Here is a 25,710-nt window from a genome sequence, read left to right on the forward strand (position 1 = left end):
CGGCTCTCGGCACAGCCTGACGATCTACGTGGGTAGGCGTTCTTTCTTGGGAAAGTGTCGAATCAGGCCCTCTTGGACGACGGTGGCCAACAACAGCCCGTCCATCGAGAAGAACCTACCGGTGGCCAAACCCCGCGAACCAGCAGCTACCGGTGATTCGGTGGCATAGAGCGCCCATTCGTCGAATCGGAACGGCCGGTGGAACCAGATCGAGTGATTGACGGTCGCCGCAACGATCCGATCGAACCCCCATGAAAGCCCGTGAGTGGTGATGATGGAGTCGAGCACTGTCGTGTCCGACGCATACGCCATCGTGGCCGCATGGTAGATCGACGCATCGGGAAGTTCGCCGTCGGCTTTCATCCACACACGATTGTGCGTGAGCCTCTCACCGGTTCCCTGCATGATCCAGGTCGGGTCGTTGGCGTAACGCATGTCGATCGGCTTGAGTGCGTTGACGAACATCTGCAGGCGATCTTCGTATCCGATGAAGTGATCGCCGAGCGGAGGCAATGCATCCGGGTACGGCACGTCGGGTAGTTCGACGCTGTGCTCGAGCCCCTTACCGAAGTCCTGGAACGCGGCCAACATCACGAACAACTCGTTGCCGTCCTGAACCGCGGTGACCTGCCTGTTGGCGAAGGCGCGTCCGTCGCGCTGGATGGACACGTGATAGTCGATGGGCTTCTTGACGTCTCCGCCACGGATGAAGTGTGCGTTGACAGCGTGCACGTCGCGGGTGGTGCCCTCGACCGTCTTACCCGCCGCGATCAGAGCTTGCGCGACGAGTTGGCCGCCGAAAGTGCGGCTACCCACCTGGCGTGGATGCACCCCCCGGTACACACCGTCACCGATCTTCTCGAGGTCGAGTAACTCCAGAAGCGTCTGCAGATCCGTCTTCACATCGGTGTCGGGTAATGCTGCGGCACCGGGTCCCCCCACATCTGCCACTTACCGGTCCTCTTCCCCAATTCGGTGCACATGGATCAAGTTGGTCGAGCCTACTGTGCCGGGGGGCGCACCGGCGACGATAACGACCTGATCGCCCTTGTTGTACCGGCCGAGTTCGAGCAAGGCCTTGTCGACTTCGAGCACCATTGCATCGGTGGTTTCGACTTCCGGAACCAGGAACGTCTCGGTCCCCCAACTCAACGCAAGCTGACTACGTACCTCCGGAATCGAGGTGAACGCGAGTAGCGGGAGCGAGGTGTGCAGACGAGACAAGCGTCGTACGGTGTCGCCGGACTGAGTGAAGGCCACAAGCGCCTTGGCATCGAGACGCTCGCCGATGTCCCGGGCGGCGTAGGAAATGACCCCACGCTTGGTGCGCGGCGTGTGTGTCAATGGTGGAACGCCGTCACCCTCGGTCTCGACTGTTTCGACGATCCGAGCCATCGTGCGCACGGTCTCCATGACGTATTTACCGACGGAGGTCTCACCGGAGAGCATGACTGCATCGGTTCCGTCGAGAACCGCGTTCGCCACGTCGGACGCTTCTGCTCTCGTAGGCCGCGAATTCTCGATCATCGACTCGAGCATCTGAGTCGCGACGATGACGGGCTTGGCGTTGGCGCGAGCGATTTGAATGGCACGCTTCTGCACCAGCGGTACCTGTTCGAGCGGCAACTCGACGCCGAGGTCGCCGCGAGCGACCATCACAGCGTCGAATGCAAGAACGATGGCTTCGAGATTGTCGACTGCTTCGGGCTTTTCGATCTTGGCGATGACCGGCACTCGGCGGCCGACTCGGTCCATGATGGAGTGGACCAATTCGACGTCGGCAGGCGAACGGACGAACGACAGTGCGATGAAGTCGACACCGAGATCCAGCGCGAATTCGAGGTCCGCGATGTCCTTTTCCGACAGCGCCGGAACCGATACATCCATACCCGGCAGGGACACGCCCTTGTTGTTACTGACCGGTCCGCCCTCGGTGACCCGACAGAGAACGTCGTTGCCTTCGACACCGGTGACTACGAGCCCGACCTTGCCGTCGTCGACCAGCAGGCGGTCACCTTCCTTGGCATCCTGCGCCAACTCCTTGTAGGTCGTCGACACCCGATCGTGAGTGCCTTCGACCTCGTCGACGGTGATACGCACCAATTCGCCGGCGGCCCAGGTGGTTTTACCCTCGGCGAATCGACCGAGACGAATCTTCGGGCCCTGGAGGTCGGCAAGAATGCCCACGGCTTTGCCGGTGAGATTCGATGCCTCCCGAACCCTCTCGTAGTTCGCCTGATGATCGGGGTGATCACCGTGGCTGAAATTCAGTCTGGCGACATCCATTCCACTCTCTACGAGTTCACGGATTCGCTCACTTGTAGCGGTCGCAGGTCCAAGGGTGCAAACGATCTTCGTACGTCGGCTCACGAAGAAGAGCGTAGTCGGTGCGTCGCTTCTGCTAGTCGGCAGAGGTGACCAACGAAAATCTACCGTTGAGTAATAAGACTCAGGCAGTGCTCAGAGCACCTGCATCGGTTCAGAGACCGGTGCCGCTTGCCCCAATTGCACTTCTCAGCTTTCCTGCCGACCGAGGCCGGATGCACGGTGACCCGTTCGACACCAGCGGCGAGCAGAGACAGTCGGGTCAGTCGCCGCAACAACCACGGCCCGGCGACCAACAGAACTACACCCGGCACGCGATGAACCGCTACCGCTCCAGCGAGTGTTGGCCCGCCCCATGCCAATTCGTAGAACGATGGGTTCCCTACGGCGTACACCGGCCACACCACGGCACGCGCGATCAGAGCCATAGTCCCTATCACCACCCCGATCGTCAGAACCGCCGCGAGCAGCGAGGTCAGGTGTGAACCCAGGTTCCGCTACATCCGACCGAAGCGAAGCGTGGCGACAACCAGGACGTACGGGTTCCGCCGCGAGGACACCGCGGGCCGGTTCGCCGGAGGAACCGGTAACCCCACCACGGCGGCCAAGACAGTACGTCGCGCCGTCGCACTCGCCTGCACGATGCTCGCGAACACCAATGCAAGTGGCGCCAACAAGAGAGTCGCAACCGCGGCAGCATCAAGTGCGAAACAAACCGTCGCCAGCGCGAGACCAGGGAGAGTGAGGCGGCAGGGCCACAACCAACATGGCGAGCTCACGGAGGATATCGAGCGAGCGGTGGGGCGGCCCAATGACACTTGTTGCCGTACTTTGGTCCGCATATTGCTACGGCCGGAATCGTCGACTGCCCGTTCCCGGCCGTAGCAATACGCGGTTCATCGTGCGAAGCATCAGTCCCGCAGTGGCCGACCGTGCTGATCTCGCACGCTTCCGGTCAGCATCATGATCCCGTCGATCAGCGGCCAGATCCCGCCGATTCCGCAGGTCAACCACGTAACTGCGATCTGCGCGACCGCCATGCCCGGCTGATTGAGGTAGAAGCGTCCGGCGCCGAAAGCACCCAGAAGAATTCCGAGCAAACCGGCCGTCAGTTTGGACCTGTCCGAGAACGGCTCACCGGTGACAGGATGCCTACCGTACGGCGCCATGGGATCGACTCCGTATGTTGCTCCGGGATAACCCCCGTATGCAGGTTGCGGCTGATAACCGGGCAGTGGTGGATATCCCTGCTGCGGCTGATACCCGGGCGGTGGTGGAAATCCTCCCGGTGGCGGGCCCGAAGGCGGTGGACCGTAGCCGCCGCCCTGGTACTGGTCGTAATACTGATCGTTGGGGTTCGGCTGCGGGTAGCCAGGGTCCGGAGCCCCGTACACCGGGCCCGGCTGACCGTAAGGAGATGCGCCGAAGCTCTGTTCGGGCGAAGTGTCGCCGTACGACGGTGCCGTGTTCGGCTTGTCGAAGCTGACACCGGAACCTGGCCCGTTGTCGGAGGCGGGGTCGGGGGCGGTGGGAGGTGGGTAGCTCGGCGACTCGCCCCATCCCGGACCGTTGCCGATACCCGAATGTACGGCCCATCCAGGGCCCGAACCCGATCCCGATCCGATTGCGCCGGTCATCGGTCCCGTCTCCGAGGTTGCAGGCTGCTCGGACAACGACGCTTCGGCCGTCGCGTCATAGTCGAACGGCGTGCCGAAATCGGGGGGCGTCTCGATTCGTTCCGTCTCGATTCGTTCCGTCTCATTGTTGGATCCCTCATCGGAGGATCCACTCTCGGGCTTCTTGTCGGGCTCGCTCACCGGCTACTCCTTGCTCGAAATCGATAGCAGCCAGCACAGCCTGCCACGTCCATACCGTAAGGTCCTTCAGCTCTCGGCGCCCGCCGAGTTTTGCGGTTCGCGGGCCTCACTTGTCCGGGGAATTCTTCTCCTGCCCCGACGTCGGGGCAGAGTCCTTCTCGGGTTCGACCGCCGAATCCGTCTTCTGGTCCGATGCCAGCTCTGACTCTTCCGTCTCGGTCTCGGTCTCTTCAGTATCTGCGGAGGCGCTCGTGTGGTCCTTGGACGCGAGGCTTGCCGGATCTTCGCGGCCCTTCTTAGCCAGTACGAAGTAGAGGACCGCCAGTACGAACACGATGGCCGAGGTGAAGGTATTGACCCGAATTCCCGCGATATGCGTGGCGTAGTCGTCGCGTAGCAGTTCGACCCAGAACCTTCCGGCGCAGTATCCGGCGACGTACAGAGCGAACAAGCGCCCGTGTCCGACGGCGTATCTACGATCGACGACCACCAGCAGCACAACGATGGCGAGGCTCCACAGAAGCTCGTACAAGAACGTCGGGTGAACCACTTTTTCGATCACACCGTTCGATACCCCTGTCAGAGGATCGAGGCGGCCGGCGGAGTTGACGCGTTCGAAGATCTCGAGACCCCATGCTCGCGTGGTCTCTCGCCCGTACAGTTCCTGGTTGAAGTAGTTACCGATACGACCGATCGCCTGGGCGAGCAGGATCGGCGGTCCGACTGCATCGCCGAACGCGGGCAACGGGATTCCGCGACGACGACAGGCGATCCAGGCGCCGACCCCTCCGAGAAGAACCGCACCCCAGATTCCCAGCCCGCCTTCCCACACCTTGAGCGCGCGAACCGGATCACCACCCGGCCCGAAGTAGGTGCTCCAATCCGTGATGACGTGATAGATGCGGCCACCGAGCAGGCCGAACGGGACTGCCCACACTGCGACGTCGAGCACGGTGCCCTTGGTTCCACCTCTGGCCACCCACCGGCGATCACCCCATACGACGGCAACGACGATCCCGATGATGATGAAGAGAGCGTATGCACGCAGCGCTATCGGCCCGATGTACCAAACACCTTGCGGCGGACTGGGAATATACGCGAGAACTGCAGTCGAGGGTCCTACGACGGAATTCACAGGGCTACGTTAGCCGAACGGACACCCTCGGCGAGTTCGCTGGTCAAAGCCGCGACGGCATCAAGACCCTTGTCCACTGCGGACACCAGAGCCGAACCGACTATGACTGCATCGGCGTACCGTGCGATCTCGGCGGCCTGCGCACCCGAGCGCACACCGAGACCGACACCCACCGGAATGTCGGAATGCTTGCGGATCCGGGCAGTAAGTTCAGGTGCGGACGAGCTGACAACATCACGAGCACCGGTGACACCCATGGTCGACGCCGCGTAGACGAACCCGCGGCTGGCCTTCAGCGTGCTGGCCAGTCGCTCTTCGGTCGAAGACGGTGCAACGAGAAAGATGCGATCGAGATCGTGTGCATCCGAGGCAGCGATCCACTGGTCGGCTTCGTCAGGGATCAAATCGGGAGTGATGATGCCGAGTCCGCCTGCACTCGCGAGATCCCGGGCGAAAGCGTCGATGCCGTATCGCATCACGAGATTCCAATAGGTCATCACGATGGCCTTACCGCCGCTCGCGGAGACTCTCTCGACGACCGTGAACACGTCACGTACCCGGGCACCAGCACGAAGTGCGGTATCTGCCGCTGCTTGGATAGTGGGCCCGTCCATGACGGGGTCGGAGTACGGAATACCGACCTCGACGATGTCACAGCCTGAGGACACCATGGTCTCGAAGACCTCGATCGACTTCTCGACCGTCGGGAATCCCGCCGGGAGATAGCCGATCAGTGCGGCCCGATTCTCGTCTTTGCACGCTCTGAACGTTGCGCCGAGCCTGGAAGGTCGTTCGGTCATGCGGGGTCACCTTTTTCGCCGTCTACGTGCGCTTCACCGTCTGCATCCACCAGACCGAACCATTCGGCCGCGGTATCGACGTCCTTGTCGCCGCGCCCGGAGAGATTGACCAGCACGATCTTGTCCTTGCCAAGTTCTCGTCCCAGCTTCAAAGCGCCGGCGATCGCATGCGCAGATTCGATCGCCGGAATGATGCCCTCGGTCCTGCACAGCAGCCGAAACGCATCCATGGCCTCGGTATCGGTGATACCCCGATACTCCGCACGCCCGATGTCGTGCAGGTAGGAATGCTCCGGGCCGACGCCCGGGTAGTCCAATCCCGCTGAAATCGAGTGCGATTCGGTGGTCTGGCCGTCTTCGTCCTGCAAAAGGTATGAGTACGTCCCGTGCAAAGTGCCCGGGGAGCCGCCGCTGATGGTGGCAGCGTGCCTGCCGGTGTCGACGCCATCCCCTGCAGCTTCGAATCCGACGAGACGAACAGACGGGTCGTCGATGAACGCGTGAAAAATGCCGATAGCATTCGAACCGCCGCCGACGCAGGCGGCAATGGCGTCGGGAAGGCGTCCGGTCGACGCTTGAACCTGCTGGCGCGCTTCGAGTCCGATGATCCGCTGAAAGTCGCGGACCATGGATGGAAACGGGTGCGGGCCAGCCACTGTTCCGAAGCAGTAATACGTATCGTCCGCATGCGCGACCCAGTCGCGCAAGGCCTCGTTGATCGCATCCTTCAGCGTCCGCGACCCCGAGGTGACAGCCACGACGGAAGATCCGAGCAACCGCATTCGTGCAACGTTGAGAGCCTGACGTTCGGTGTCGACCTCACCCATGTATACGACGCATTCCAGGCCCAACAGTGCACACGCCGTGGCCGTCGCGACACCGTGCTGCCCGGCCCCGGTCTCCGCGATGACCCGCGTCTTGCCCATTCGCTTGGCAAGTAGCACCTGTCCGAGGACATTGTTGATCTTGTGAGAACCAGTGTGGTTCAGGTCTTCTCGCTTGAGAAGAATTCTTGCGCCGCCAGCATGCTCGGACAACCGAGTGGCCTCGAACACCGGGGAAGGTCGCCCGGTGTAATCGCGCTGGAGTCGATCCAGCTCTGCCAAGAATTTCTCGTCACTGCGCACCTTGTCGTATTCGACAGTGACTTCTTCGATGACGCCCATGAGCGCCTCCGGAACGTACCGCCCGCCGTATACACCGAAGTGCCCGCCGATATCGGGATCGTGTTTGCTGCGGTCGGTCAACCCGAGGCTGCTCTCGGGTAGATCTCCGCCCTTGAAACGGGGGCTCTGAAGGTGGCTGGTCACCCGTCCAGTCTGCCCCAGCGACCGCTACGACCGAAATTCGGGGTTTTACTTACCCGCCTTACACGACGAACCGGCGCAAACAAGCGCCGGTCGGTCGTGATTCAGCGCGCAGGCTTAGGGCAGGACGGATGAGTTCCTGCGGTCACCAGATCGGATACGGCAGTACGCGGATCACCGCTGGTGACGAGTCCCTCGCCCACTAGCACAGCGTCGGCACCTGCGCCTGCGTAGGCGAGAAGATCTGCAGTCCCGCGGACGCCGGACTCGGCGACTCGAATGATTTCGCTGGGCAGTCCGGGAGCGATTCGGCCGAAACTGTCTCGGTCGATCTCCAGGGTCTTGAGGTTGCGGGCGTTGATCCCGATGATGGTGGCGCCCGCCTCGAGAGCCCGATCGGCCTCTGCTTCGGTGTGCACCTCGACGAGAGCTGTCATACCGAGCGACTCGGTCCTATCCAGCAGAGACGCGAGCGCCTGCTGCTCCAACGCTGCGACGATCAGCAGAATGACATCGGCTCCGTGGGCACGCGCCTCGTGAATTTGATAGGGCCCCACAATGAAGTCCTTGCGCAGCACCGGAATGCTCACTGCTTTGCGCACGGCGTCGAGGTCGGCCAGCGAACCGTTGAACCTGCGTTCCTCGGTGAGAACGCTGATGATTCTTGCCCCACCAAGCTCGTATGCCTGAGCCAGCACGGCCGGGTCCCCTATGTCGGCCAGTGCACCCTTCGACGGGCTCGCGCGCTTGACCTCGGCGATGACGCCGATTCCGTCCTCGTGCAGTGCTGCGGTCGCATCGAGCGGTGCAGGCGCTTTCAAAGCGGCAGCCTTCACAGCAGCGAAATCGACGACCGATTCACGTGCTGCGACATCGGCGCGAACACCGTCCAGAATCGAATCGAGAACAGTCATGGTGACCCGAGTCCTTTCCATCCGTGACCTGATGTGAGGAAACTCATCGAGGTCTTCTCTAGCGTAGAGGGCGGTTTCTGTGTCACGAACTCCGGGTGCCGGACTCGTCGGTAGGGTCCTCGCCCGCGTCGAGGGCATCCCACAGCATTCGTTCGGTCAAGTCTTCTCCCTCCCCGTTCGCCCCAGTGCCGTCTGCCGCCGACTTGGCTCGACGTGCAACTTCCTCGCGGCGACTGGCTGGGGCGTCGTACTTCGAGGACAACCCCTTCCGCGTGGTTGGTTTCCGAAACAGCGCAACGGCTGCGAACAGGGCACTCACGGCGCCGATCAAAGCAATGACAGCGGGCAAAGCGAAAGCAACCGTCGAGGTCACTTCCGCACGTGCCGGGAGTTCGGCGATACTGGCCGCCTTGGAATCGGAGACTTCGCCCAGCAGAGATTCCAGTGCTGGCAGGCCCGCGCCGACGGCAACGAGCAGAACGAGAATTGCGAGGACTCTCGACGCAATCCCCTTGACCGCGAAGGACGCTGCGACGGCCGCCAGAAGTGCTAGTGCGAGCGGTGTGGATGCCGCAGCCCACGCACTACCGAGCAGATCCGTCGATCGTTCCTCCCCCAGCCCATCGAACGAAGTGACGTGCACCCACGTCATCCTCGAACTTCCCCACAGGCAAGCTGCACCGACGAGCAGGAAAACGACGGCCACCGCTGCAGAGCGGGACCGACCGCCCTTGGGCGATGCAGCGTCCGAATCGATGGGATTCACGCTCGACGAGTCCGAGTCCGAGTCCGATTCCGAGCTCGCCTTGCCGGGTGTCGCGTCCTCACTCAACGGTCTGTACCTCCGACCGGGCGGAGCGACTGCGCGGCCGCGACGGCACCGAGTACCGCCATCGCCTTGTTCTTGGCTTCGGTGTCCTCGTACTCGGCGACCGAATCTGCCACGACACCAGCACCCGCCTGCACGTAGGCCGTCCCATCCTTGATGAGCGCGGTACGAATGGCGATGGCAGTGTCGGCGTCACCGGAAAAGTCGAGATACCCCACGATGCCCCCGTAGACGCCGCGTCTGGTCGGCTCCAATTCGTCGATCAATTCCATGGCTCGAACTTTGGGAGCACCCGACAACGTGCCCGCCGGGAAGCATGCCTTGACCGCGTCCAGTGCCTGCTTGCCTTCCGCGAGGCTCCCGGCAACAGTCGACACCAGGTGCATGACGTGGCTGTACCGCTCGATATGCCGATACTCGCTGACCCGGACGGTGCCGGGCGTGCAGACGCGGCCGAGGTCGTTGCGTCCCAGATCGACGAGCATCAGGTGCTCGGCGTTCTCCTTCTCGTCCGCCAGCAGGTCCTTCTCGAGAAGAACGTCCTCTTCCTCGGAGTCGCCGCGCCACCTGGTTCCCGCGATCGGATGTGTCGTCGCCAGACCATCGACGACGGTCACAAGCGCCTCGGGGCTCGAACCCACGATCGAGAACGCTGTCTCACCGTCGGCACCGGGTACGTGCATCAAATACATGTAAGGACTCGGGTTCGAGGCACGCAACATCCGATAGACGTCGATGGGGGCCGCGTCGGTATCCATTTCGAAGCGCTGTGACAACACGACCTGAAAAGCTTCACCGGCCTCGATCTCCTCGACGAGCCGATGCACATCTTTGCCGAAGCCCTCGGACGTGCGCTGCCGCCGATACTCGGGTTTCGGGCGTTCCATGGTCGACACCGTGGACGAGGCGGGCGCTGCCAGATCCGCACACATCCGATCGAGCCGGGCGATCGCGTCGTCGTACGCCTCGTCCACGCGGTCGACGGTGCCGTCCCAGTTGACCGCGTTGGCGATGAGCGTGATCGCACCCTCGTGATGATCGACCGCGGCGATATCGGTCGCCAGCAGCATGACCATCTCGGGTACGTGCAGATCGTCCTGGGCATGTTCGGGGAGTCGTTCGATCCGGCGGACCGCGTCGTACCCGAGGTACCCCACCATTCCACCGGTAAGCGGCGGTAGATCCGGCAAGCGTTCGGAACGGAGCAGCTCGAGCGTCCTACCGAGGACCTCCAGAGGGTCACCACCCGACGGGACGCCGGCGGGGACGTTGCCACGCCACAGTGCTTCTCCGTCTTCGACGGTCAAAGCTGCGGGCGTGCCGGCACCGATGAACGACCAGCGCGACCACGAACGACCGTTCTCCGCCGACTCCAACAGAAAGGTGCCCGGACGATCTCCGCCGAGCTTGCGGTAGGCGGACAGAGGAGTTTCGGAATCGGCGAGAACCTTCCGAACTACCGGAACGACGCGATGTTCGGCGGCAAGCGCTCGGAATTCCGCTCGACTGGTCGTCGCCCCCCTGTCGACGCCGTCGTGAGCACCGGGCAGTGTCGTGGTCTCGCCATGCATACCCCCATCTTCTCAGGTGCTGCACTCGACTCTCGCCGCACGGTAGCCTCCGTGCATGAAACCAGGCGACAAAGTCCTCGACTTCACACTTCCGGACCAGAGCGGCACGCCCCGTTCGCTCGATACCCTGCTGAAGGACGGTCCGCTGGTGCTGTTCTTCTACCCGGGCGCAATGACTCCCGGATGCACAGCGGAGGCATGCCATTTTCGCGATCTCGCAGCCGAATTTGCCGAAGTCGGTGCTTCACGAGCCGGAATCAGCAACGACACCGTTGCCAAGCAGGCCGAATTCGCTGATGTGAAATCCTTCGACTACCCACTTCTGTCCGACGAGGACGGTTCCATCGCAACGCATTTCGGCGTGAAACGCGGACTTCTCGGCAAGCTGTCTCCGGTGAAGCGGTCCACTTTCATCATCGACACCGACCGCACCCTGCTCGAGGTCTTCTCGAGCGAATTCCGGTTCGGAGCGCACGCAGACCATGCCCTCGAATTCCTACGAGCTCGAGCGAAGAAGTAGGCCGCCGGCACCGAAGAGCTGTGGCGGACACGTTCTGTTTTCACGAAGAGTGACAGACTTGTCTCGACGAGTGATCGTGTTCGAAGGAAGGGCTCACCGCGATGGACAGGTCGATGAACGTGCGGGCAGAGGACGCCGAACCTCGTTGGCTCACCGACGATCAGCAAACTGCGTGGCGATCGCTGGTAGCGCTCCTGACACGGCTCCCTGCCGCCCTCGATACTCAGCTGCAACGAGATTCGGGACTCACTCACTTCGACTACTTCGTACTGTCCGTACTATCCGAAAATCCGGATCGGCGTATCCAGCTACGAGATCTGGCCAAGTTCGCCAACGCTTCCCTGTCCCGCCTCTCGCACGTGGTCACCAAACTCGAAAAGGTGGGCTGGGTGCGCCGCGAGAGCATCCCCGGCAGCAGAGGTTCGTACGCAGTACTCACCGACAGCGGGATGGACAAGGTCGTCGAATCCGCGCCCGCTCACGTGGCCACAGTTCAAGCATTGCTGTTCGAAGGGCTCGGGGACTCCGAAGTCGCTCGACTAGCCGCACTCAGCGAAGTCATGCTTCGGCAACTCGACAAAGGAATTGCCGAAGGAACAGGCAAAGCCTGAGACGCCAGCCCAGCAAGTCGCCAGCCCAGCAGCAGTCAGCTCAGTAACACGTCCGAGTCGAAGCACGTGTGATCGCCGGTATGGCAGGCTGCGCCTTCCTGATCGACGACCAGCAGGACGGTATCCCCGTCGCAATCGAGGCGCACCTCATGCACGTACTGCGTATGTCCCGACGTCTCTCCCTTGACCCAGTACTGCTCACGTGAGCGGGAGTAGTACGTGCCTTTGCGGGTCTCGAGGGTGCGTGCGAGCGCCTCGTCATCCATCCACGCCACCATGAGCACGCTGCCCGTGCTGCGTTCCTGGGCGACAGCGCTGAACAGGCCCGCCTCGTTTCGCTTGAGACGGGCCGCGATTGCCGGGTCGAGAGTCATCTTCTCCGTTATACCTTTCAGCGAACAACGATGCCGTCGCCGCGCATTGCGGCTTTGACCTGACCGATCGTCAGATCACCGAAGTGAAATACGCTGGCCGCGAGAACTGCGTCTGCACCTGCAGTGACCGCCGGTGAAAAATGCTCCACCGCGCCCGCTCCCCCGCTCGCGATGACCGGGACGTGCACAGCTGCGCGAACAGCCGCGATCATCGGCAGGTCGAAGCCGGCCTTCGTGCCGTCGGCATCCATCGAATTGAGCAGAATCTCACCGACTCCGAGTTCTGCACCGCGCGTTGCCCATTCGATCGCATCGATCCCGGTCCCACGCTTTCCACCATGCGTGGTGACCTCCCAGCCCGAGGAAGTATCGGGTTGCCCGTCGGGAACGGTTCGTGCGTCCACCGAGAGCACGATGCACTGCGATCCGAATCGCTCGCTCAACTCGCGTAGCAATTCTGGACGAGCAAGAGCTGCGGTGTTGACACTGACCTTGTCCGCTCCTGCACGCAGCAAACGATCCACGTCGTCCACGGTCCGCACACCGCCACCGACGGTGAGCGGGATGAACACCTGCTCGGCTGTTCGACTGACGACATCGAGCATCGTGCCTCGATCGGAGGTGGATGCCGTTACATCCAGGAATGTGAGTTCGTCAGCTCCCTGTGCGTCGTATGCCGCGGCGAGTGCCACCGGATCACCGGCATCGCGAAGATTCTCGAAGTTCACACCTTTGACGACGCGTCCGGCGTCGACGTCCAGACACGGAATCACACGCACGGCCACGGTCATCGAACTCGCCCTTCGAGAAAGTCAGCTGGATCTCCCAATGCACTGATCACGTTCAACAATTCTTCGTGCGCACCCGGCGACGCCGCAACGACCGACTTCGACTCGATGGTCCACGGTTCGCCGGCCAGGTCGGTGACCACGCCCCCGGCTGCCTTGACGAGTAGCGCACCCGCGGCGTTGTCCCATGCCTGATGGCCGAACACGACGCACCCGCCGAGCACCCCGCTGGCGGTGTAGGCCAAGTCGATTCCGGTGGCCCCGTGCATTCGAATGCGAGAGGACACCCGGGAGAGCTCTTCGAGAATCCGGACCCGGTACAGCCCAGGCGTCCGCCCCCGGCTCGCGATGTTGAACGCGCCGAAGCCGATCATCGAGTCCCCGAGCGATCGCTCCTCCAGGCGCGGTAAAGCTATGCCGTTGAGGTGAATCGGCCCGTCGACGGTAGCGGTGAAACGCTGCTGAGTCAGCGGCAACCAAGTCAAACCGAGCACCGGCACACCGTCGTCGAGAAGCGCCAACAATGTTCCGGCAGAGGGAAGCCCGGCAGAGTAGTTGAACGTACCGTCGATCGGATCGAGGACCCAGACCGGGCCATCATCGAGGTCTGGGCCGCCGAACTCTTCGCCGTGAACCGGAATCCCGGTCTGCTCGAACAGCTCTGCGCTCAGCCGTCGTTCCAGCTCGAGATCGACGGCCGTGGCAAAATCATCGGGCCCCTTCTGGATGGCGCTGGGGGCACCGACACCGGCGACGAACCGATCGTGTGTGCCGTCGAGCAATCCGCTTGCGATCCTCAGCAGTCGCTGCGGGTCCAGAGGGAGACTCATGCTGCTATCCGGATACTGCCGCGAGGGCGTCCGGCAAGGTGAAACGTCCTGCATACAAAGCTTTTCCGACAATCGAACCCTCGACACCGATGCCGACCAAATCCGCGATAGCGCGAAGATCATCGATGGTCGACACGCCGCCGGAGGCTATGACGGGTACGTCGGTCTTTGCGCACACCTGGCTCAACAGTTCGAGGTTCGGTCCGGTGAGCGTTCCGTCTTTGGTCACGTCGGTAACGACGTACCGCGAACATCCGTCTCGCTCGAGCCGCTCGAGAACCTCCCACAGGTCACCGCCGTCGCTGACCCAACCGCGGCCTCGCAACCGGTTCGAACCGTCGACGACGAGCACATCGAGGCCGACTGCAACACGATCACCGAACTCGCCGATGGCACGCGAACACCACTCGGGATCCTCGAGCGCCGCAGTGCCGAGGTTCACCCGTGCACAGCCAGTGGCGAGCGCGGCTCTCAGTGACTCGTCGTCGCGGATGCCTCCGGACAATTCCACCTTGACGTCCAGCTCACCGACGACGTCCGCGAGCAACTCGCGGTTGGAACCACGGCCGAAGGCTGCATCGAGATCGACGAGATGCACCCACTCGGCACCGTCCCTCTGCCACGCAAGTGCGGCATCCCGCGGGGATCCGTACTTGGTTTCGCTCCCCGCCTCTCCCTGAACGAGACGGACAGCTTCGCCGCCTGCGACATCTACAGCAGGCAATAGGACCAGGCTCACGTGCGGTTATACTACTGGTTCGTCAGGCTCACCCGAACGTCGGGGCGGACCAGAGCCGCGTCGGGCCCGCGACTCTCATTCGTCGGGGCCGAGCCCGTTCCGTGTCATCCGTGTCGAGACGACGCCCATCGCCGTGATGGCTGCCGCAATACCGATCGCCACGATGAGCAGACCCCACCCCGGGCCCGGACGAAGCAGCGCGACGACCACTGTCGTGATCACCAACATCAGAGTGGCGCTGCCGAGAGACGCGATCGCGAGACGTCCGAACGAGAACTCGCGATCGCGCTTGCTCACAGCGAATCGACCCAGTTCTTCAGCAGTGCAGCCCCTGCGTCCCCAGACTTCTCCGGATGGAACTGGGTGGCCGACAACGGCCCGTTCTCGACCGCGGCGAGGAAGTCGCCACCATGGTCGGCCCAGGTCAGCAGCGGCGCTGCCAAGACCTCCGACGGCTCGAGTTCCCAACGCTGCGCCGCGTACGAGTGAACGAAGTAGAAGCGAGTCTCGGCATCGATACCGTCGAACAGGACACTCTTCTCGGGAGCGCGGACGGTATTCCATCCCATGTGGGGCAAAACCGGTGCCGCAAGCCGGTCGACGGTGCCGGGCCACTCCCCGCAGCCTGCCGCCTCGATCCCGAATTCGACACCCCGTTCGAACATGATCTGCATCCCGACGCAGATGCCGAGCACCGGGCGCCCACCGGCCAACCGCTGACCGATGATCCGATCACCCTTCACCGCCAGCAGGCCTTCCATGCACGCCGCAAACGCGCCGACCCCGGGAACGACGAGGCCATCGCAAGCGAGCGCGGCCTTCGGGTCTGCAGTGACGGTGACGTCCGCACCGACTCGATCCAGCGCTCGCTTTGCGGAGTGCAGATTGCCCGAGCCGTAGTCGAGCAACACCACAGATTTCATGGCGCGAGTCTATCGGTCGCTCTTCGAGCCGATATCGCCACCGCTACCGCCATGATCGCAGCCACGGCTGCGGCCATCCCGAAACCGGCGGAGTAACCGGCTGTTCCGACGATGAGCCCCAGCGCCAATGCCCCGGCCCCGGTACCGGCATCGAAACCGATGTTCCAGGCCGCGCTGGCTTGGCTGTAACGCTCCGGTCCGGCAGCGCGGAACACCATCACCAAACTGTCGTTCTGAGTGGCTCCGTATCCGACACCGAAAACGACGGCGGCGATCAGAAACACCGCCGCGGGCGTACTGCCCGACACCGCGAAGGCGAAGACCGCCACGCCCAGCGCAACTGCCACCAATGCGGGCGCAAGCGACCGGCCGATTCCGATCCGATCGGCTACCCAGCCTGCCCCGTAACGACCGACGAGCATCGCCCCACTGATAACCGAGAGCGCGATGCCGATCAACGAAGCGCGCTCGGATTCGGCGATCGGCAACAGAGTCGTCAGTCCCCCGAACGACGCCGACGCCGCTGCGATGGCGAGGCACGGGATGACGAACTGCACTGTGCTGGTTCGAACCTCGGCATGGGCCCCTCTCGACGGAGGTACCGGACGAATTCGAGGCAGAAATGCGATCCCGATCAATCCCAGCATCGGTACCAGTGCCCCGATGACGTACACGAGCGTCGGGGCAACGGAGAAGACAGCAAGACCCATGGGGAGAGTAACCATCTGAGAGAACGCAACAGCAATTCCCTGAGCACCCGTTGCTCGACCCAACTGCGACGCCGGAGCAAGCTCGGCGACCAAGGCTGCACCCGCAACCGTCAACATTCCGAAGCCGATACCGCGCACGGCAGAAATAGCCAACGCAGGTCCAGCAGCGACGGAGACAGCGAACACGATCGCCGGCAAACCCAGCAGTGCGCAACCGGCAGCGAGGACGAGTCGATGACCGAAGCGCCGCAGAAGCCGAGGAACCAATAACTGCGTAGCCACGGTGGTGGCCATGAAGATCGCAGTGCTAGCGCCGGCCAACGCATCCGAACCGCCGTTTTCCGAAATCGCCAGTGGAACTACGGGCAGAAGAAGACCGAATCCGCCGAACGCCGCTGCGCCCATCACCATCGCTGCGGGTAGCCCGCGGATCGCGAACAACGAACTCAAACCGACATCACAAAGTGCCCTTGGTGGATGGAATTCCGGTCATCCTCGGGTCGTACTCGACTGCTTCACGCAACGCTCGAGCCACGGCCTTGAACTCGGCCTCGGTGATGTGATGCTGATCGCGTCCGTACAACACACGCACGTGCAGCGCGATGCGCGCGTTCATCGCCAGCGACTCGAAGACGTGACGATTGATCACCGTCGCATAGGGAACTCCGGGATAGCCGCCGATTATCGAATGGACCATGTAGTCGGGCTCACCGGTGTGCACGCAATACGGCCGGCCGGAAACATCCACGGACGCATGTGCGAGCGTCTCATCCATCGGGATGAACGCATCACCGAATCTGGTGATCCCCGCTTTGTCACCCAACGCCTGACCGAGTGCCTGACCGAGCACTATCGCGGTGTCCTCGACGGTGTGGTGGGCTTCGATCTCGATGTCACCTTTGGCGTGCACTGTGAGGTCGAACCGGGCGTGTGTGCCGAGGGCGGTGAGCATGTGATCGAAGAACGGCACCCCAGTGGAGATGTCGACGACACCGGTGCCGTCGAGATTCAGTTCGACCGAAATATCGGACTCTTTCGTCGCGCGTTCGATACGCGCAATCCTGGGCGCCGTGGTCATCTGGTGGACTCCACTTCTTCTTCGGTCTGCAGTTCGGCGCGTGCAAGTCTCGCACTCACCTCGAGGAATCGATCGTTTTCGGCGTCGAGGCCGATCGTGGTGCGCAGAAAGCCGGCGATGCCGACGTCCCTGATCAGCACCCCGTCGTCGAGATAGCGGTGCCACGTCGCCGCTGCGTCGGCAAACCGGCCGAAGAGAACGAAATTGGCGTCGCTCGGAATGACGTGGTATCCCATATCGGTCAGCTCAGCCATGACCCGATCGCGTTCGGCCGACAGACGCGCAACACTGCCGAGGGTTTCCGTTGCATGCCGAAGAGCGGCCAACGCCGCGGCCTGGGTGATGACAGAAAGGTGATAAGGCAAGCGCACCAACAACATTGCCTCCACCACGGCCGGCGCTGCAGCAAGATAACCGAGTCTGCCACCGGCGAAAGCGAAGGCCTTACTCATGGTCCGACTGACCACGAGCTTGCTCGGATAGTCCCCGATCAGACCCAGCGCACTTGGCAATGCCGAGAACTCCGCATACGCCTCGTCGACGATGACGATGCCGTTCGCAGCGTCGAGTATCCGTCGTAGATCCGCTTCGCCGATGCTGTGCCCGGTCGGATTGTTGGGGCTCGTCACGAAGACGACATCGGGGTTACGGTCGCCGATCACACTGACGGCGTAGTCGATATCGAGCGAGAAGTCGTCTCGCCGATTCGCCTCGACCCAATCGGTCTGAGTTCCGGACGCGAGGATCGGGTGCATCGAATACGACGGCACGAAGCCGAGCGATGTTCGCCCCGGCCCGCCGAATGCCTGCAGTAGCTGTTGAAGGATCTCGTTGGACCCGTTCGCAGCCCAGACATTGGCAGTGTCCACCGCAATTCCGGTTTGCGAGGTCAGGTACTCGGCAAGGGCGGTACGCAGGGCGACCGCGTCGCGATCCGGGTACCGGTGCAGCTGAGCAGCTGCAGCACGGACCGACTCGGCTACATCGTCCACCAGGGCCTGGGTAGGCGGATACGGATTCTCGTTGGTATTGAGCTGCACCGGTACGTTCAGCTGCGGCGCGCCGTACGCCGACTGTCCGCGCAAGCTTGCCCGTAACGGCAGATCGTCGACGGTGATCGACTGCCCAGCGACACCGCTCACGACGACACGGCTCACGAGGACAACCCTTCGAAACGAAGCCGGACTGCCTCACCGTGCGCTGGAAGATCCTCGGCATTGGCAAGCGCAATCACATGACCCGCCACATCCTTCAACGCAGCTTCCGAGTAGTCGACGACGTGGACTCCACGCAGAAACGTCTGAACACTGAGTCCGGACGAGTGACGGGCACAACCCGCCGTCGGGAGAACGTGATTCGAGCCCGCGCAGTAGTCACCCAGACTGACCGGAGACCAGGCCCCGACGAATACAGCGCCCGCACTGCGCACCTTCGCAGCGACAGCAGCGGCATCGTTCGTCTGAATCTCCAGGTGCTCGGCCGCATACGCATTCACGACCGCAAGGCCCTGCTCGATGTCGTCGACGAGGATCGTTCCGGACTGCTGGCCGGACAGTGCTGTCGCCACTCGCTCGGCGTGCTTGGTGAACGCGAGCTGTGTCTCCAGAGCTGCATCGACGGCGTCGGCGAGCTCCGGACTCGTGGTGACGAGAACACTCGCCGCCATGACGTCGTGCTCGGCTTGGCTGATCATGTCGGCGGCGACGTGTTTCGGGTCAGCGGAATCGTCGGCCAGAATTGCGATTTCGGTGGGGCCGGCCTCGGCATCGATTCCGACGAGTCCGCGACACAGCCGCTTGGCCGCAGTGACGTAGATGTTGCCGGGTCCGGTGATCAAGTCCACCGGTGCCAGTTCCGTTCCGTCGGTGTCGGTACCGCCATAGGTGAGCAACGCGATACCTTGCCCGCCGCCGACTGCCCAGACTTCCTCGACGCCGAGCAGTTGCGCGGCGGCCAGAATGGTCGGGTGCGGCAACCCGCCGAACCCGGCCTGGGGTGGGGACGCCACGACCAGGGAACCGACACCCGCGGTCTGAGCGGGAACGACGTTCATGACGACAGAGGAAGGATAGACGGCGTTGCCGCCGGGAACATAGAGGCCGACACGGTCGACCGGGATCCACCGCTCGGTGACCGTTCCACCGGGGACCACAGTGGTGGTGGTGTCGGTGCGCCGTTGTTCGGCATGCACCAATCGTGTGCGCGCGATGGCGACTTCGAGTGCCTCGCGCACTGCGGGGTCCAACTCGGCAAGAGCGTCGACGAGTGCCTGAGCAGGGACGCGAACACGGTCCGGGCGGACGCCGTCGAACTGCTCGGAGTAGTCGAGTGCGGCGTCGGCGCCACGATCGCGAACTGCCTCCACGACAGGGCGCACCTGATGCAGAACAGCATCGACATCCACTCCACCTCGTGGGAGAGCGCCGCGTAGTTCGGCGGTGGATGGAGTTCGACCGCGTAGATCCACGCGAGCGAGCTCGATGCGGGCAGACATAGTGTTTCCCTTCGAGGGTCGAAAGATTTCGGTTGCGAACCTCCAGGATAGTTCCCCCGGATTCGGCTACTACTTCACGTCCGGACTCGACTACAGCTTCGTGTCGAGCACCCTCGGATAAGCCCGACCCTAGAGCGTGGAGAACCTGTACCGCGAGTTGATTTCTGTCGAACACCTCGATGGCCGACGGCAGCACCGAGCAATAGAAGTCGTGTCTTCAGGTGCCGAGCTCAGATGCCGAGCGAATGCGCCAGCATCGGCCACGACGCGTGGAGGTCGTCCTGCCAGTAACCCCAGGAGTGAGTTCCGACGGGACGGAAATTCACCTCGGCAGGAATTCCGAGTCGATACAGCTCCTTGGCCATGTTCGAGGTGCAGAAATTCACGACGGCCTCGATGCCTCCGCCGACCAGTAGCTGGTCCGGGAACAGTGTGGCCTTGTCTTCCGCGAATCGAGGATTCAGTGGAGTGTCGTTGGGGATACCGGGTAGCCCGGTACCGGTGCTCATGTAGATCTCGGTGCCACGCAGCTTTTCAGCGTTGAGCAGTGGGTCGTTTTCACGCCATACCGGTCCGTCGAGCGGTCCCCACATGTTCTCGACGTTTCCGCCGCCGTACAACTCGACAACCAACTTCACGAACTGTTGCCCGAGCGGGTCCGATGTCTGCGCACATCCGCTGTAGGCAGCCACACCCTTGTAGAGACCTGGATAGGCAATGGCCAAGTTCAGAACCGAGGTGCCGGACATGGAAAGGGCGGCTATCGACTGGGTTCCGTTGGTATCGAACTGTGCATCGATCAACGGTGGTAGTTCCTCGCCGATGAAGGTCTGCCACTTGTTTCGACCGAGGACTGGATCATCGCTTATCCAGTCGGTGTAGTAGGACCATTTCCCGGCCTGCGGCGTGACTACGAAGGCGTTCTTGTCGGCAAAGAATGCGGTCGCGTCTGTCTGGGACTGCCACGTTGCGGAGTCCTCGCCCCCTCCCGCGCCGTTCAACAGATAAAGGACGGGCCGTGGGACGGAGCCGTCGGCGGGGGTCATCACCTGGACTGGGATGTTCTTGTCCATGGCCGCCGAGTAGATCTCCAACCTCGACTGCCGATCATCGATACGGGTGGCCGACACGATGCGCGAACCGTCGCCGGATATCGCCGATGTCACGGGCAAATCCTCGGCGGACGCGACGCTCACGCCTACTGCGGACGGTGTCAACACACACAACATCACTGCTGTGCATGTCACGATTGTGTTCTTGATCTTCACGCGTCCGCCCTCCGGCGATGTCTTTGACGTTAGTTCGGCGAACAGTATCACTACGACTTCGCGCGATACCGACAATCAACGACCCGGAACCGCTGCGGGTGCAGTCCTCACATACATGCCACCCGACGAGCAGGTCAGGAGTACTGACGTGCCAGATTGTTCAGAGTCGCGCTGATGCCGTCCGCATTCTTCCGCGGCATCCCGAACATCTCCAGCATCTTCGGCGCCATGGCGGTTGCGTAGCGGAACGATTCCGTGACCGTGGTCGTACCCGGTGTCTTCTCCTCGAACTCCCACCGCCACGTGTGCCCAAGGGGGTGCCGCCATTCGATTGCCTGGCTGGTGCCGGAATCGGCGAAGTCTGTCACCGTGCTGGTAATACGGTACGGAACGCCGTACTGCTTCATCCCGACCGAGAACTTGGCGCCCTGTTTCAACCGCACCGGTCCCTTGACCGTATCTTTCACCGTGCCCGAGCCGTCGAGTTCACCGTGCCGATGTGGGTCCGCGACAATCGCGAAGAGATCGGCGGCGGGCGCTCGTACCTCGATCCGACGAGCAACGATGCGATGTCCTTGGTCGACGTTCTGTGTGGAAGCCATGACGTGCTCATACCCGTATTCGGCCCATCCATGCGAGCCGCGACGGATCGAGGATGTTCAATGGACCGATGACCGCAGCGAAGACCATCGATCAGGGCGAAATCAACGGAGTGGCGACGTACATCGAGGCTTTCGAAATATGAGTCGCAGTTGCCCATGTCTGCGCGGCGAGCCCTTCGACCGCTGTTGCGAACCGTTCCTGATCGGAGCAGCGACCGCCCCGACGGCAGAGCACTTGATGCGATCGCGCTACAGCGCCTTCAGCGTCGGCGACGGCGAATACCTGCTGAACACCTGGCACAGTTCGAGCGCCCCGGCCGAGTTGACGCTCGACCCGAAGCAAAGCTGGTACCGATTGGACATCCACAGAACCGCCGAAGGAGGGCTGATGGACCCGACAGGTGAGGTCGAGTTCAGTGCGTTCTACCGCCATCCCGAGGGCAATGGGGTGCTCAGAGAATCTTCTCGATTCGTTCGTGAGGACAACCGATGGGTCTACCTCGACGGCGTCCTGGCGCAGTAAGCGCATGGACTACCGCTGTTTCTGAGGCCGGTTGGTAGCGGCCCGTCGAGCCTCGTCCTTCGCCTTGACCCGCGCGGCTTCCGCACGGACCTCGTCCTGTGTACGACGCTCTCGAACCAGCCACTCGGGCTGCTCGTGGAGAAGCTTGTCGATCTCGGATTCGGTCAAAGCGCCGGTGATCTCGGCTCGCGCAAGACCCGCGATGGACACCCCGAGCTTGCGCGCAATAACGTCCTTCGGGAACGGGCCGTTCTCTTGGAGGTCGACAAGCCACTGCGGCGGTTCTTTGCGCAATGCGTCCAGTTCGGTGCGGGAGATGGACGCGGCCTGAAACTCTTCCGGCGCTGCGGGAAGGTAGATGCCGAGCTTGTTCGCCGCGGTAAGGGGCTTCATCTGCTGTGGTTTATTCTCCGGGCTCACCCCGATAGCCTATCTGCCCACAGTTGGGCCGGACGCCACTGTCCAGGACAACGGCCCGAGTCGCCTACTGTTGAGATGTGAATTTCGACGTGCAGTCCCTCCGCTGGTACATCGCTGTCGCGGAAGAATTGCATTTCGCCCGCGCTGCCAAAACCTTGAACATCGCCCGGACACGGTTGAGTGCCGCGGTCATCGAACTCGAAACCGAACTCGGCTACTCGTTGTTCGTTCCCGGCGCGTCGCCGACCGAGCTCACCGATCGCGGCACCGAATTTCTCCAGACCGCACGCGTGATGGTCGCCGAAGAAGACGAACTGCTGCGTGCCGATGCGTCGAACGAGCAGTCCGCCACGCTCACCGTCGGTTTCACCGAAGGCGTCACGCCGACCAAGTGGACCCGAATCTGGTCCGAGCGATTTCCCGACATCGCATTGGAACTGATCCCCACCACAGCCGACACACAGGAGTTTTCGCTTCGATCGGGCGTCATCGATGTCGGTTTCGTACGACTCCCGGTCGACCGGAACGATCTCAGCGTCATCAGCCTCTACGAGGAAGTGGCGGTGGTGATCGTTCCCAAGGATCACCCAGTCGCCGCGTTCGATCGCATCGCCGTGACAGACCTCGCCGACGAGCACCTGCTGCAGGAACCGTCGGCGGTACCCGAGTGGGCGTCGATTGCCACCGAAATCGCGGACGGCACGAGACTGGCACCGCCGCAGGTGAATTCACATGCCGAACTGGTCGAGTACGTTGCCGCTGGGCTGGGCATCGCCGTTCTCCCACAGTCGATCGCTCGATTGCACAGCCGCAAGGACCTCGTGTATCGCCCGATCGACGGCGTAGCGGGCTCCCCCATCGCCATTGCATGGCTCATAGACAAGACCACCGAAGAGGTCGAGGACTTCGTCGGCATCGTCCGCGGACGCTCGGTCCGAAGCTCGCGGGGAACTCCGACGCCACCAACCAGTGCAGCGAACCGCAACAACAGTGCGGCAAAGAAGAAACAGCAACTGGCCGCGAAGTCGAGCCAGCCGGCGAAGGGCGCGCGCGGAAGCAGGAAGAACCCTTCCGGCAAGCGCCCGAGGCGGCCCTAGTCATCGGGCTATTTGCATAACCCGATGACCTGGGCCGACTACCTTCTTCGCGGGGCTACTACGACTTCCACGCCGTCCCGAAGAGCGCCATCGAATTGGAGGAGCCCACCACTCCGTGCACGGTGGGGTTCCACACGACGAACTCAGCGAAGGAACTGTAGACCAAGAAGGGCACGTCCTTGTTGACCTGCTGCTGGATCTGGTCGATCAGTTCGGCCTTCTTGTCCTTGTCGGAGGCCAACTGCAGATTGTCGATCAGCGAGTCCATTTCTGGGCTGGTGTACATCCCGTAGGTTTGCTTGCCTTCGCTGTGCATCGTCGCCTGCATCTTTGGAAATGGGTCGGCTTCGCGATAGGACAGACCCCACGCCGCGAGATCGTAGTTCCGTTCCTTGGCGATAGTGCGGACTTGGTCACCGATTGTCGGCATCAAGTTGACCTGGACATCGAAGCCAACTGCTTCCAGTTGCGCTTCGACGGCGAGCGCAGTCTGCTGCGAGGCCGGGTCTGATGCGTCGATCACTTCGAGTTTGCCGTTGTAGCCGTCTGCCATCGCCTCCGCAAGCAATTGTTTGGCTTCTTCAGGGGCGACGGGCGTGGACTGGGTCTGCGTGTGCCAGCGCGAGTACTCCGGGAAAATCGTGCCGTTTCCCAGGTCGGGATCGTCGAATGCGCGCTGGGTGATGATCTGCGGATCAACGGCAAGTTGCATCGCCTGACGCACGCGTGGGTCAGCTCCGGGACGGCCCTCCGAGGCATTGATGAGCGCGGCGTTTCCGGCGGCGGTCATGTTCACATAGCCGCTCATCCCGCGCTCCACGACCTCGTTGACCTCGTCGGGTTCGCGGACGAACGTCGAGTCGATGCCACCGTTGTACATGGTTTCCAGTCCGACCTGCGTCCCAGGAAGGTACACGATGCGCAGCGCATCCAGATTCGGCTCCCCTGCCCAGTAGTCGTCTCGTGCCGACAACGTCATGCTGTCAGCCTGAGCCCAGGCAGCAAGGGTGAAGGGTCCTGCCCCGATCGGCGTGAACTTTCCGTCCGGACCGTCCGACTCGGTGGAGACGATCATGCCCGGACCGGTTGTGAGCAACCCGGGAAAGTCGGACCAGGACTTATTGAGTGTGTAGGTGACGGTCCGATCGCCCGATGTCTCGATGCTCTCCACGCTGTCGTTCCATAGCGCTGCCTCCGGAGCCGGCTTGGCCGCATAGCGTTCCTGGCTCGCTTTCACCGCCGCCGCATCTACTGGCATGTTGTTGGAGAAACTCACGCCTTCCCGCAACGTCAGGGTCCAGGTTCGAAAGTCGTCGTCGTGGTCGAGGCTCTGCGCCATCTGCGGAACGAATTCGTTGGACTCGGTGTCGAATCGCAGCAGTGAATCGTAGATGTTCAGCATCTCTACGCCACCGGTGGTGACCGCCGCGATCGCCACTGCTGGGTCCAGCGCCGCCGGCTCCGAGTACGCCCCGAAGGAAAGGGTGCCGCCGGAGACGGGATCACCACTGTCGGTGGCCCCCCTCATGCCCTCGCTCAACTCGTCGGTGGCGGCCCCGCTACCGTTGTCGGCCCCGCTGGCGCAGCCGACAAGCAGCAGCGCGGCCGCGACGGGCACCGCGATCGACTTCCACAGCAATTTCTTGTTGCGATACATAGAGGGCTTCCTTACTTTCTCGATGGTGAGTTTCTCTCTGTGGGATCGCTCTGCGGCGGTGCGAAACCGCGGAACGCTCGACCGGAAAGCTCTCGGAACGTGCTGAGCGCGGCGATAAGCATCGGCGGCGCGGTCTAGGTGACTTGCACCTCGACATCGGGCACTGAGAGCACAGTCCGATCAGCCTTCAGCGGCCCTTACCAAAGCACTACTTGAGCAAGCGCTTGATTCGACCCTAACAGCAGTCTGCCGAAAATGAGGCGATTGAAGTGAAACCAGTCACAGCCGCATGTTTGTGTGCCTCTTCGTCATCGAGAGTGCGGAACGTCGATCCGCGGAGATGAGTGGAACCACACCCTGAAGACCAGGACCAGGCCT

At 62.5% G+C, this 25,710-nt stretch carries 27 protein-coding genes; 4 read left to right on the plus strand and 23 right to left on the minus strand.

Going from position 1 to position 25,710, the window contains the following annotated elements; genetic code table 11:
• Positions 1–24: 24 nt before the first annotated feature.
• The 9 genes from O1W68_RS12165 to O1W68_RS12205 all read right to left on the minus strand — a co-directional run bounded on the left by O1W68_RS12165 (position 25) and on the right by O1W68_RS12205 (position 10,698).
• On the minus strand, positions 25–951 hold the full coding sequence (locus O1W68_RS12165; protein WP_269303873.1) for an acyl-CoA thioesterase II: 927 nt from the start codon (positions 949–951) through the stop codon (positions 25–27).
• Positions 952–2,370 (minus strand): pyruvate kinase, encoded by a 1,419-nt coding sequence (gene pyk / locus O1W68_RS12170; RefSeq protein WP_084346743.1) that lies wholly within the window; start codon positions 2,368–2,370, stop codon positions 952–954.
• Between the two features lie 866 nt (positions 2,371–3,236).
• Positions 3,237–4,142, minus strand: a complete 906-nt coding sequence (locus O1W68_RS12175; protein ID WP_442972348.1) for an NINE protein — start codon at positions 4,140–4,142, stop codon at positions 3,237–3,239.
• Positions 4,143–4,248: 106 nt separating this feature from the next.
• A complete protein-coding gene (gene lgt, locus O1W68_RS12180; protein WP_269303876.1) occupies positions 4,249–5,277 on the minus strand; it encodes a prolipoprotein diacylglyceryl transferase in 1,029 nt (342 codons plus the stop codon).
• Positions 5,274–6,077, minus strand: a complete 804-nt coding sequence (trpA, locus tag O1W68_RS12185) for a tryptophan synthase subunit alpha (protein ID WP_136172100.1) — start codon at positions 6,075–6,077, stop codon at positions 5,274–5,276. The genes lgt and trpA overlap by 4 nt, the downstream gene beginning before the upstream one ends.
• Positions 6,074–7,387: a tryptophan synthase subunit beta gene (trpB, locus tag O1W68_RS12190; protein WP_269303879.1), complete on the minus strand. Its 1,314-nt coding sequence runs from the start codon at positions 7,385–7,387 to the stop codon at positions 6,074–6,076. The genes trpA and trpB overlap by 4 nt, the downstream gene beginning before the upstream one ends.
• 101 nt (positions 7,388–7,488) lie before the next feature.
• Positions 7,489–8,298: an indole-3-glycerol phosphate synthase TrpC gene (gene trpC, locus O1W68_RS12195; protein ID WP_084346744.1), complete on the minus strand. Its 810-nt coding sequence runs from the start codon at positions 8,296–8,298 to the stop codon at positions 7,489–7,491.
• A gap of 82 nt (positions 8,299–8,380) precedes the next feature.
• A complete protein-coding gene (locus O1W68_RS12200) occupies positions 8,381–9,064 on the minus strand; it encodes a TIGR02234 family membrane protein (RefSeq protein ID WP_442972364.1) in 684 nt (227 codons plus the stop codon).
• A gap of 62 nt (positions 9,065–9,126) precedes the next feature.
• Positions 9,127–10,698: an anthranilate synthase component I gene (locus O1W68_RS12205; protein WP_269303882.1), complete on the minus strand. Its 1,572-nt coding sequence runs from the start codon at positions 10,696–10,698 to the stop codon at positions 9,127–9,129.
• A gap of 55 nt (positions 10,699–10,753) precedes the next feature.
• Between O1W68_RS12205 and O1W68_RS12210 the strand changes: the two genes are divergently transcribed.
• Together O1W68_RS12210 and O1W68_RS12215 are read left to right on the plus strand one after the other, a co-directional pair.
• The gene (locus O1W68_RS12210; protein ID WP_269303884.1) at positions 10,754–11,218 is read left to right on the plus strand and encodes a peroxiredoxin; all 465 of its coding nucleotides are present in this window, start codon (positions 10,754–10,756) and stop codon (positions 11,216–11,218) included.
• 113 nt (positions 11,219–11,331) lie between these two features.
• Positions 11,332–11,829: a MarR family winged helix-turn-helix transcriptional regulator gene (locus O1W68_RS12215; protein WP_269303885.1), complete on the plus strand. Its 498-nt coding sequence runs from the start codon at positions 11,332–11,334 to the stop codon at positions 11,827–11,829.
• A gap of 35 nt (positions 11,830–11,864) precedes the next feature.
• Here the strand turns inward: O1W68_RS12215 and hisI are convergent, their stop codons facing one another.
• The 12 genes from hisI to O1W68_RS12275 all read right to left on the minus strand — a co-directional run bounded on the left by hisI (position 11,865) and on the right by O1W68_RS12275 (position 21,635).
• Entirely contained in the window at positions 11,865–12,203 is a 339-nt protein-coding gene (gene hisI / locus O1W68_RS12220; RefSeq protein ID WP_084346556.1) for a phosphoribosyl-AMP cyclohydrolase, read from the minus strand.
• A gap of 17 nt (positions 12,204–12,220) precedes the next feature.
• A complete protein-coding gene (hisF, locus tag O1W68_RS12225) occupies positions 12,221–12,994 on the minus strand; it encodes an imidazole glycerol phosphate synthase subunit HisF (protein WP_269303887.1) in 774 nt (257 codons plus the stop codon).
• Positions 12,991–13,821 (minus strand): inositol monophosphatase family protein, encoded by an 831-nt coding sequence (locus tag O1W68_RS12230; protein WP_269303889.1) that lies wholly within the window; start codon positions 13,819–13,821, stop codon positions 12,991–12,993. The genes hisF and O1W68_RS12230 overlap by 4 nt, the downstream gene beginning before the upstream one ends.
• Before the next feature lie 4 nt (positions 13,822–13,825).
• Entirely contained in the window at positions 13,826–14,560 is a 735-nt protein-coding gene (gene priA / locus O1W68_RS12235) for a bifunctional 1-(5-phosphoribosyl)-5-((5-phosphoribosylamino)methylideneamino)imidazole-4-carboxamide isomerase/phosphoribosylanthranilate isomerase PriA (protein ID WP_269303891.1), read from the minus strand.
• Positions 14,561–14,635: 75 nt separating this feature from the next.
• Entirely contained in the window at positions 14,636–14,857 is a 222-nt protein-coding gene (locus tag O1W68_RS12240) for a hypothetical protein (RefSeq protein WP_269303893.1), read from the minus strand.
• Positions 14,854–15,483 carry an imidazole glycerol phosphate synthase subunit HisH gene (gene hisH, locus O1W68_RS12245; protein WP_269303895.1) on the minus strand — a complete coding sequence of 210 codons (630 nt, stop codon included), beginning with the start codon at positions 15,481–15,483 and terminating at the stop codon, positions 14,854–14,856. The genes O1W68_RS12240 and hisH overlap by 4 nt, the downstream gene beginning before the upstream one ends.
• Positions 15,480–16,604, minus strand: a complete 1,125-nt coding sequence (locus O1W68_RS12250) for an MFS transporter (RefSeq protein ID WP_269304491.1) — start codon at positions 16,602–16,604, stop codon at positions 15,480–15,482. Before O1W68_RS12250 ends, hisH begins: the two co-directional genes overlap by 4 nt.
• A gap of 46 nt (positions 16,605–16,650) precedes the next feature.
• Positions 16,651–17,271 carry an imidazoleglycerol-phosphate dehydratase HisB gene (hisB, locus tag O1W68_RS12255; RefSeq protein ID WP_084346562.1) on the minus strand — a complete coding sequence of 207 codons (621 nt, stop codon included), beginning with the start codon at positions 17,269–17,271 and terminating at the stop codon, positions 16,651–16,653.
• A complete protein-coding gene (locus tag O1W68_RS12260) occupies positions 17,268–18,413 on the minus strand; it encodes a histidinol-phosphate transaminase (protein ID WP_269304493.1) in 1,146 nt (381 codons plus the stop codon). Before O1W68_RS12260 ends, hisB begins: the two co-directional genes overlap by 4 nt.
• Before the next feature lie 11 nt (positions 18,414–18,424).
• Positions 18,425–19,765, minus strand: a complete 1,341-nt coding sequence (gene hisD, locus O1W68_RS12265) for a histidinol dehydrogenase (protein ID WP_269303897.1) — start codon at positions 19,763–19,765, stop codon at positions 18,425–18,427.
• 230 nt (positions 19,766–19,995) lie between these two features.
• Complete coding sequence (locus O1W68_RS12270; RefSeq protein WP_269304494.1) at positions 19,996–20,994, minus strand: alpha/beta hydrolase; 999 nt, start codon at positions 20,992–20,994, stop codon at positions 19,996–19,998.
• Between the two features lie 173 nt (positions 20,995–21,167).
• Entirely contained in the window at positions 21,168–21,635 is a 468-nt protein-coding gene (locus O1W68_RS12275; protein ID WP_269303900.1) for an SRPBCC family protein, read from the minus strand.
• A gap of 139 nt (positions 21,636–21,774) precedes the next feature.
• Between O1W68_RS12275 and O1W68_RS12280 the strand changes: the two genes are divergently transcribed.
• Positions 21,775–22,158, plus strand: a complete 384-nt coding sequence (locus O1W68_RS12280; RefSeq protein ID WP_269303901.1) for a YchJ family protein — start codon at positions 21,775–21,777, stop codon at positions 22,156–22,158.
• 9 nt (positions 22,159–22,167) lie between these two features.
• Here the strand turns inward: O1W68_RS12280 and O1W68_RS12285 are convergent, their stop codons facing one another.
• Complete coding sequence (locus O1W68_RS12285) at positions 22,168–22,578, minus strand: DUF5997 family protein (RefSeq protein WP_442972349.1); 411 nt, start codon at positions 22,576–22,578, stop codon at positions 22,168–22,170.
• Between the two features lie 77 nt (positions 22,579–22,655).
• Between O1W68_RS12285 and O1W68_RS12290 the strand changes: the two genes are divergently transcribed.
• Positions 22,656–23,675, plus strand: a complete 1,020-nt coding sequence (locus O1W68_RS12290) for a LysR family transcriptional regulator (protein WP_269303905.1) — start codon at positions 22,656–22,658, stop codon at positions 23,673–23,675.
• Positions 23,676–23,733: 58 nt separating this feature from the next.
• Here the strand turns inward: O1W68_RS12290 and O1W68_RS12295 are convergent, their stop codons facing one another.
• Positions 23,734–25,332: an ABC transporter substrate-binding protein gene (locus O1W68_RS12295; RefSeq protein ID WP_269303907.1), complete on the minus strand. Its 1,599-nt coding sequence runs from the start codon at positions 25,330–25,332 to the stop codon at positions 23,734–23,736.
• Positions 25,333–25,710: the final 378 nt, after the last annotated feature.

This window comes from Rhodococcus sp. H36-A4 (assembly GCF_027158005.1).
Classification (GTDB): Bacteria; Actinomycetota; Actinomycetes; order Mycobacteriales; family Mycobacteriaceae; genus Rhodococcoides.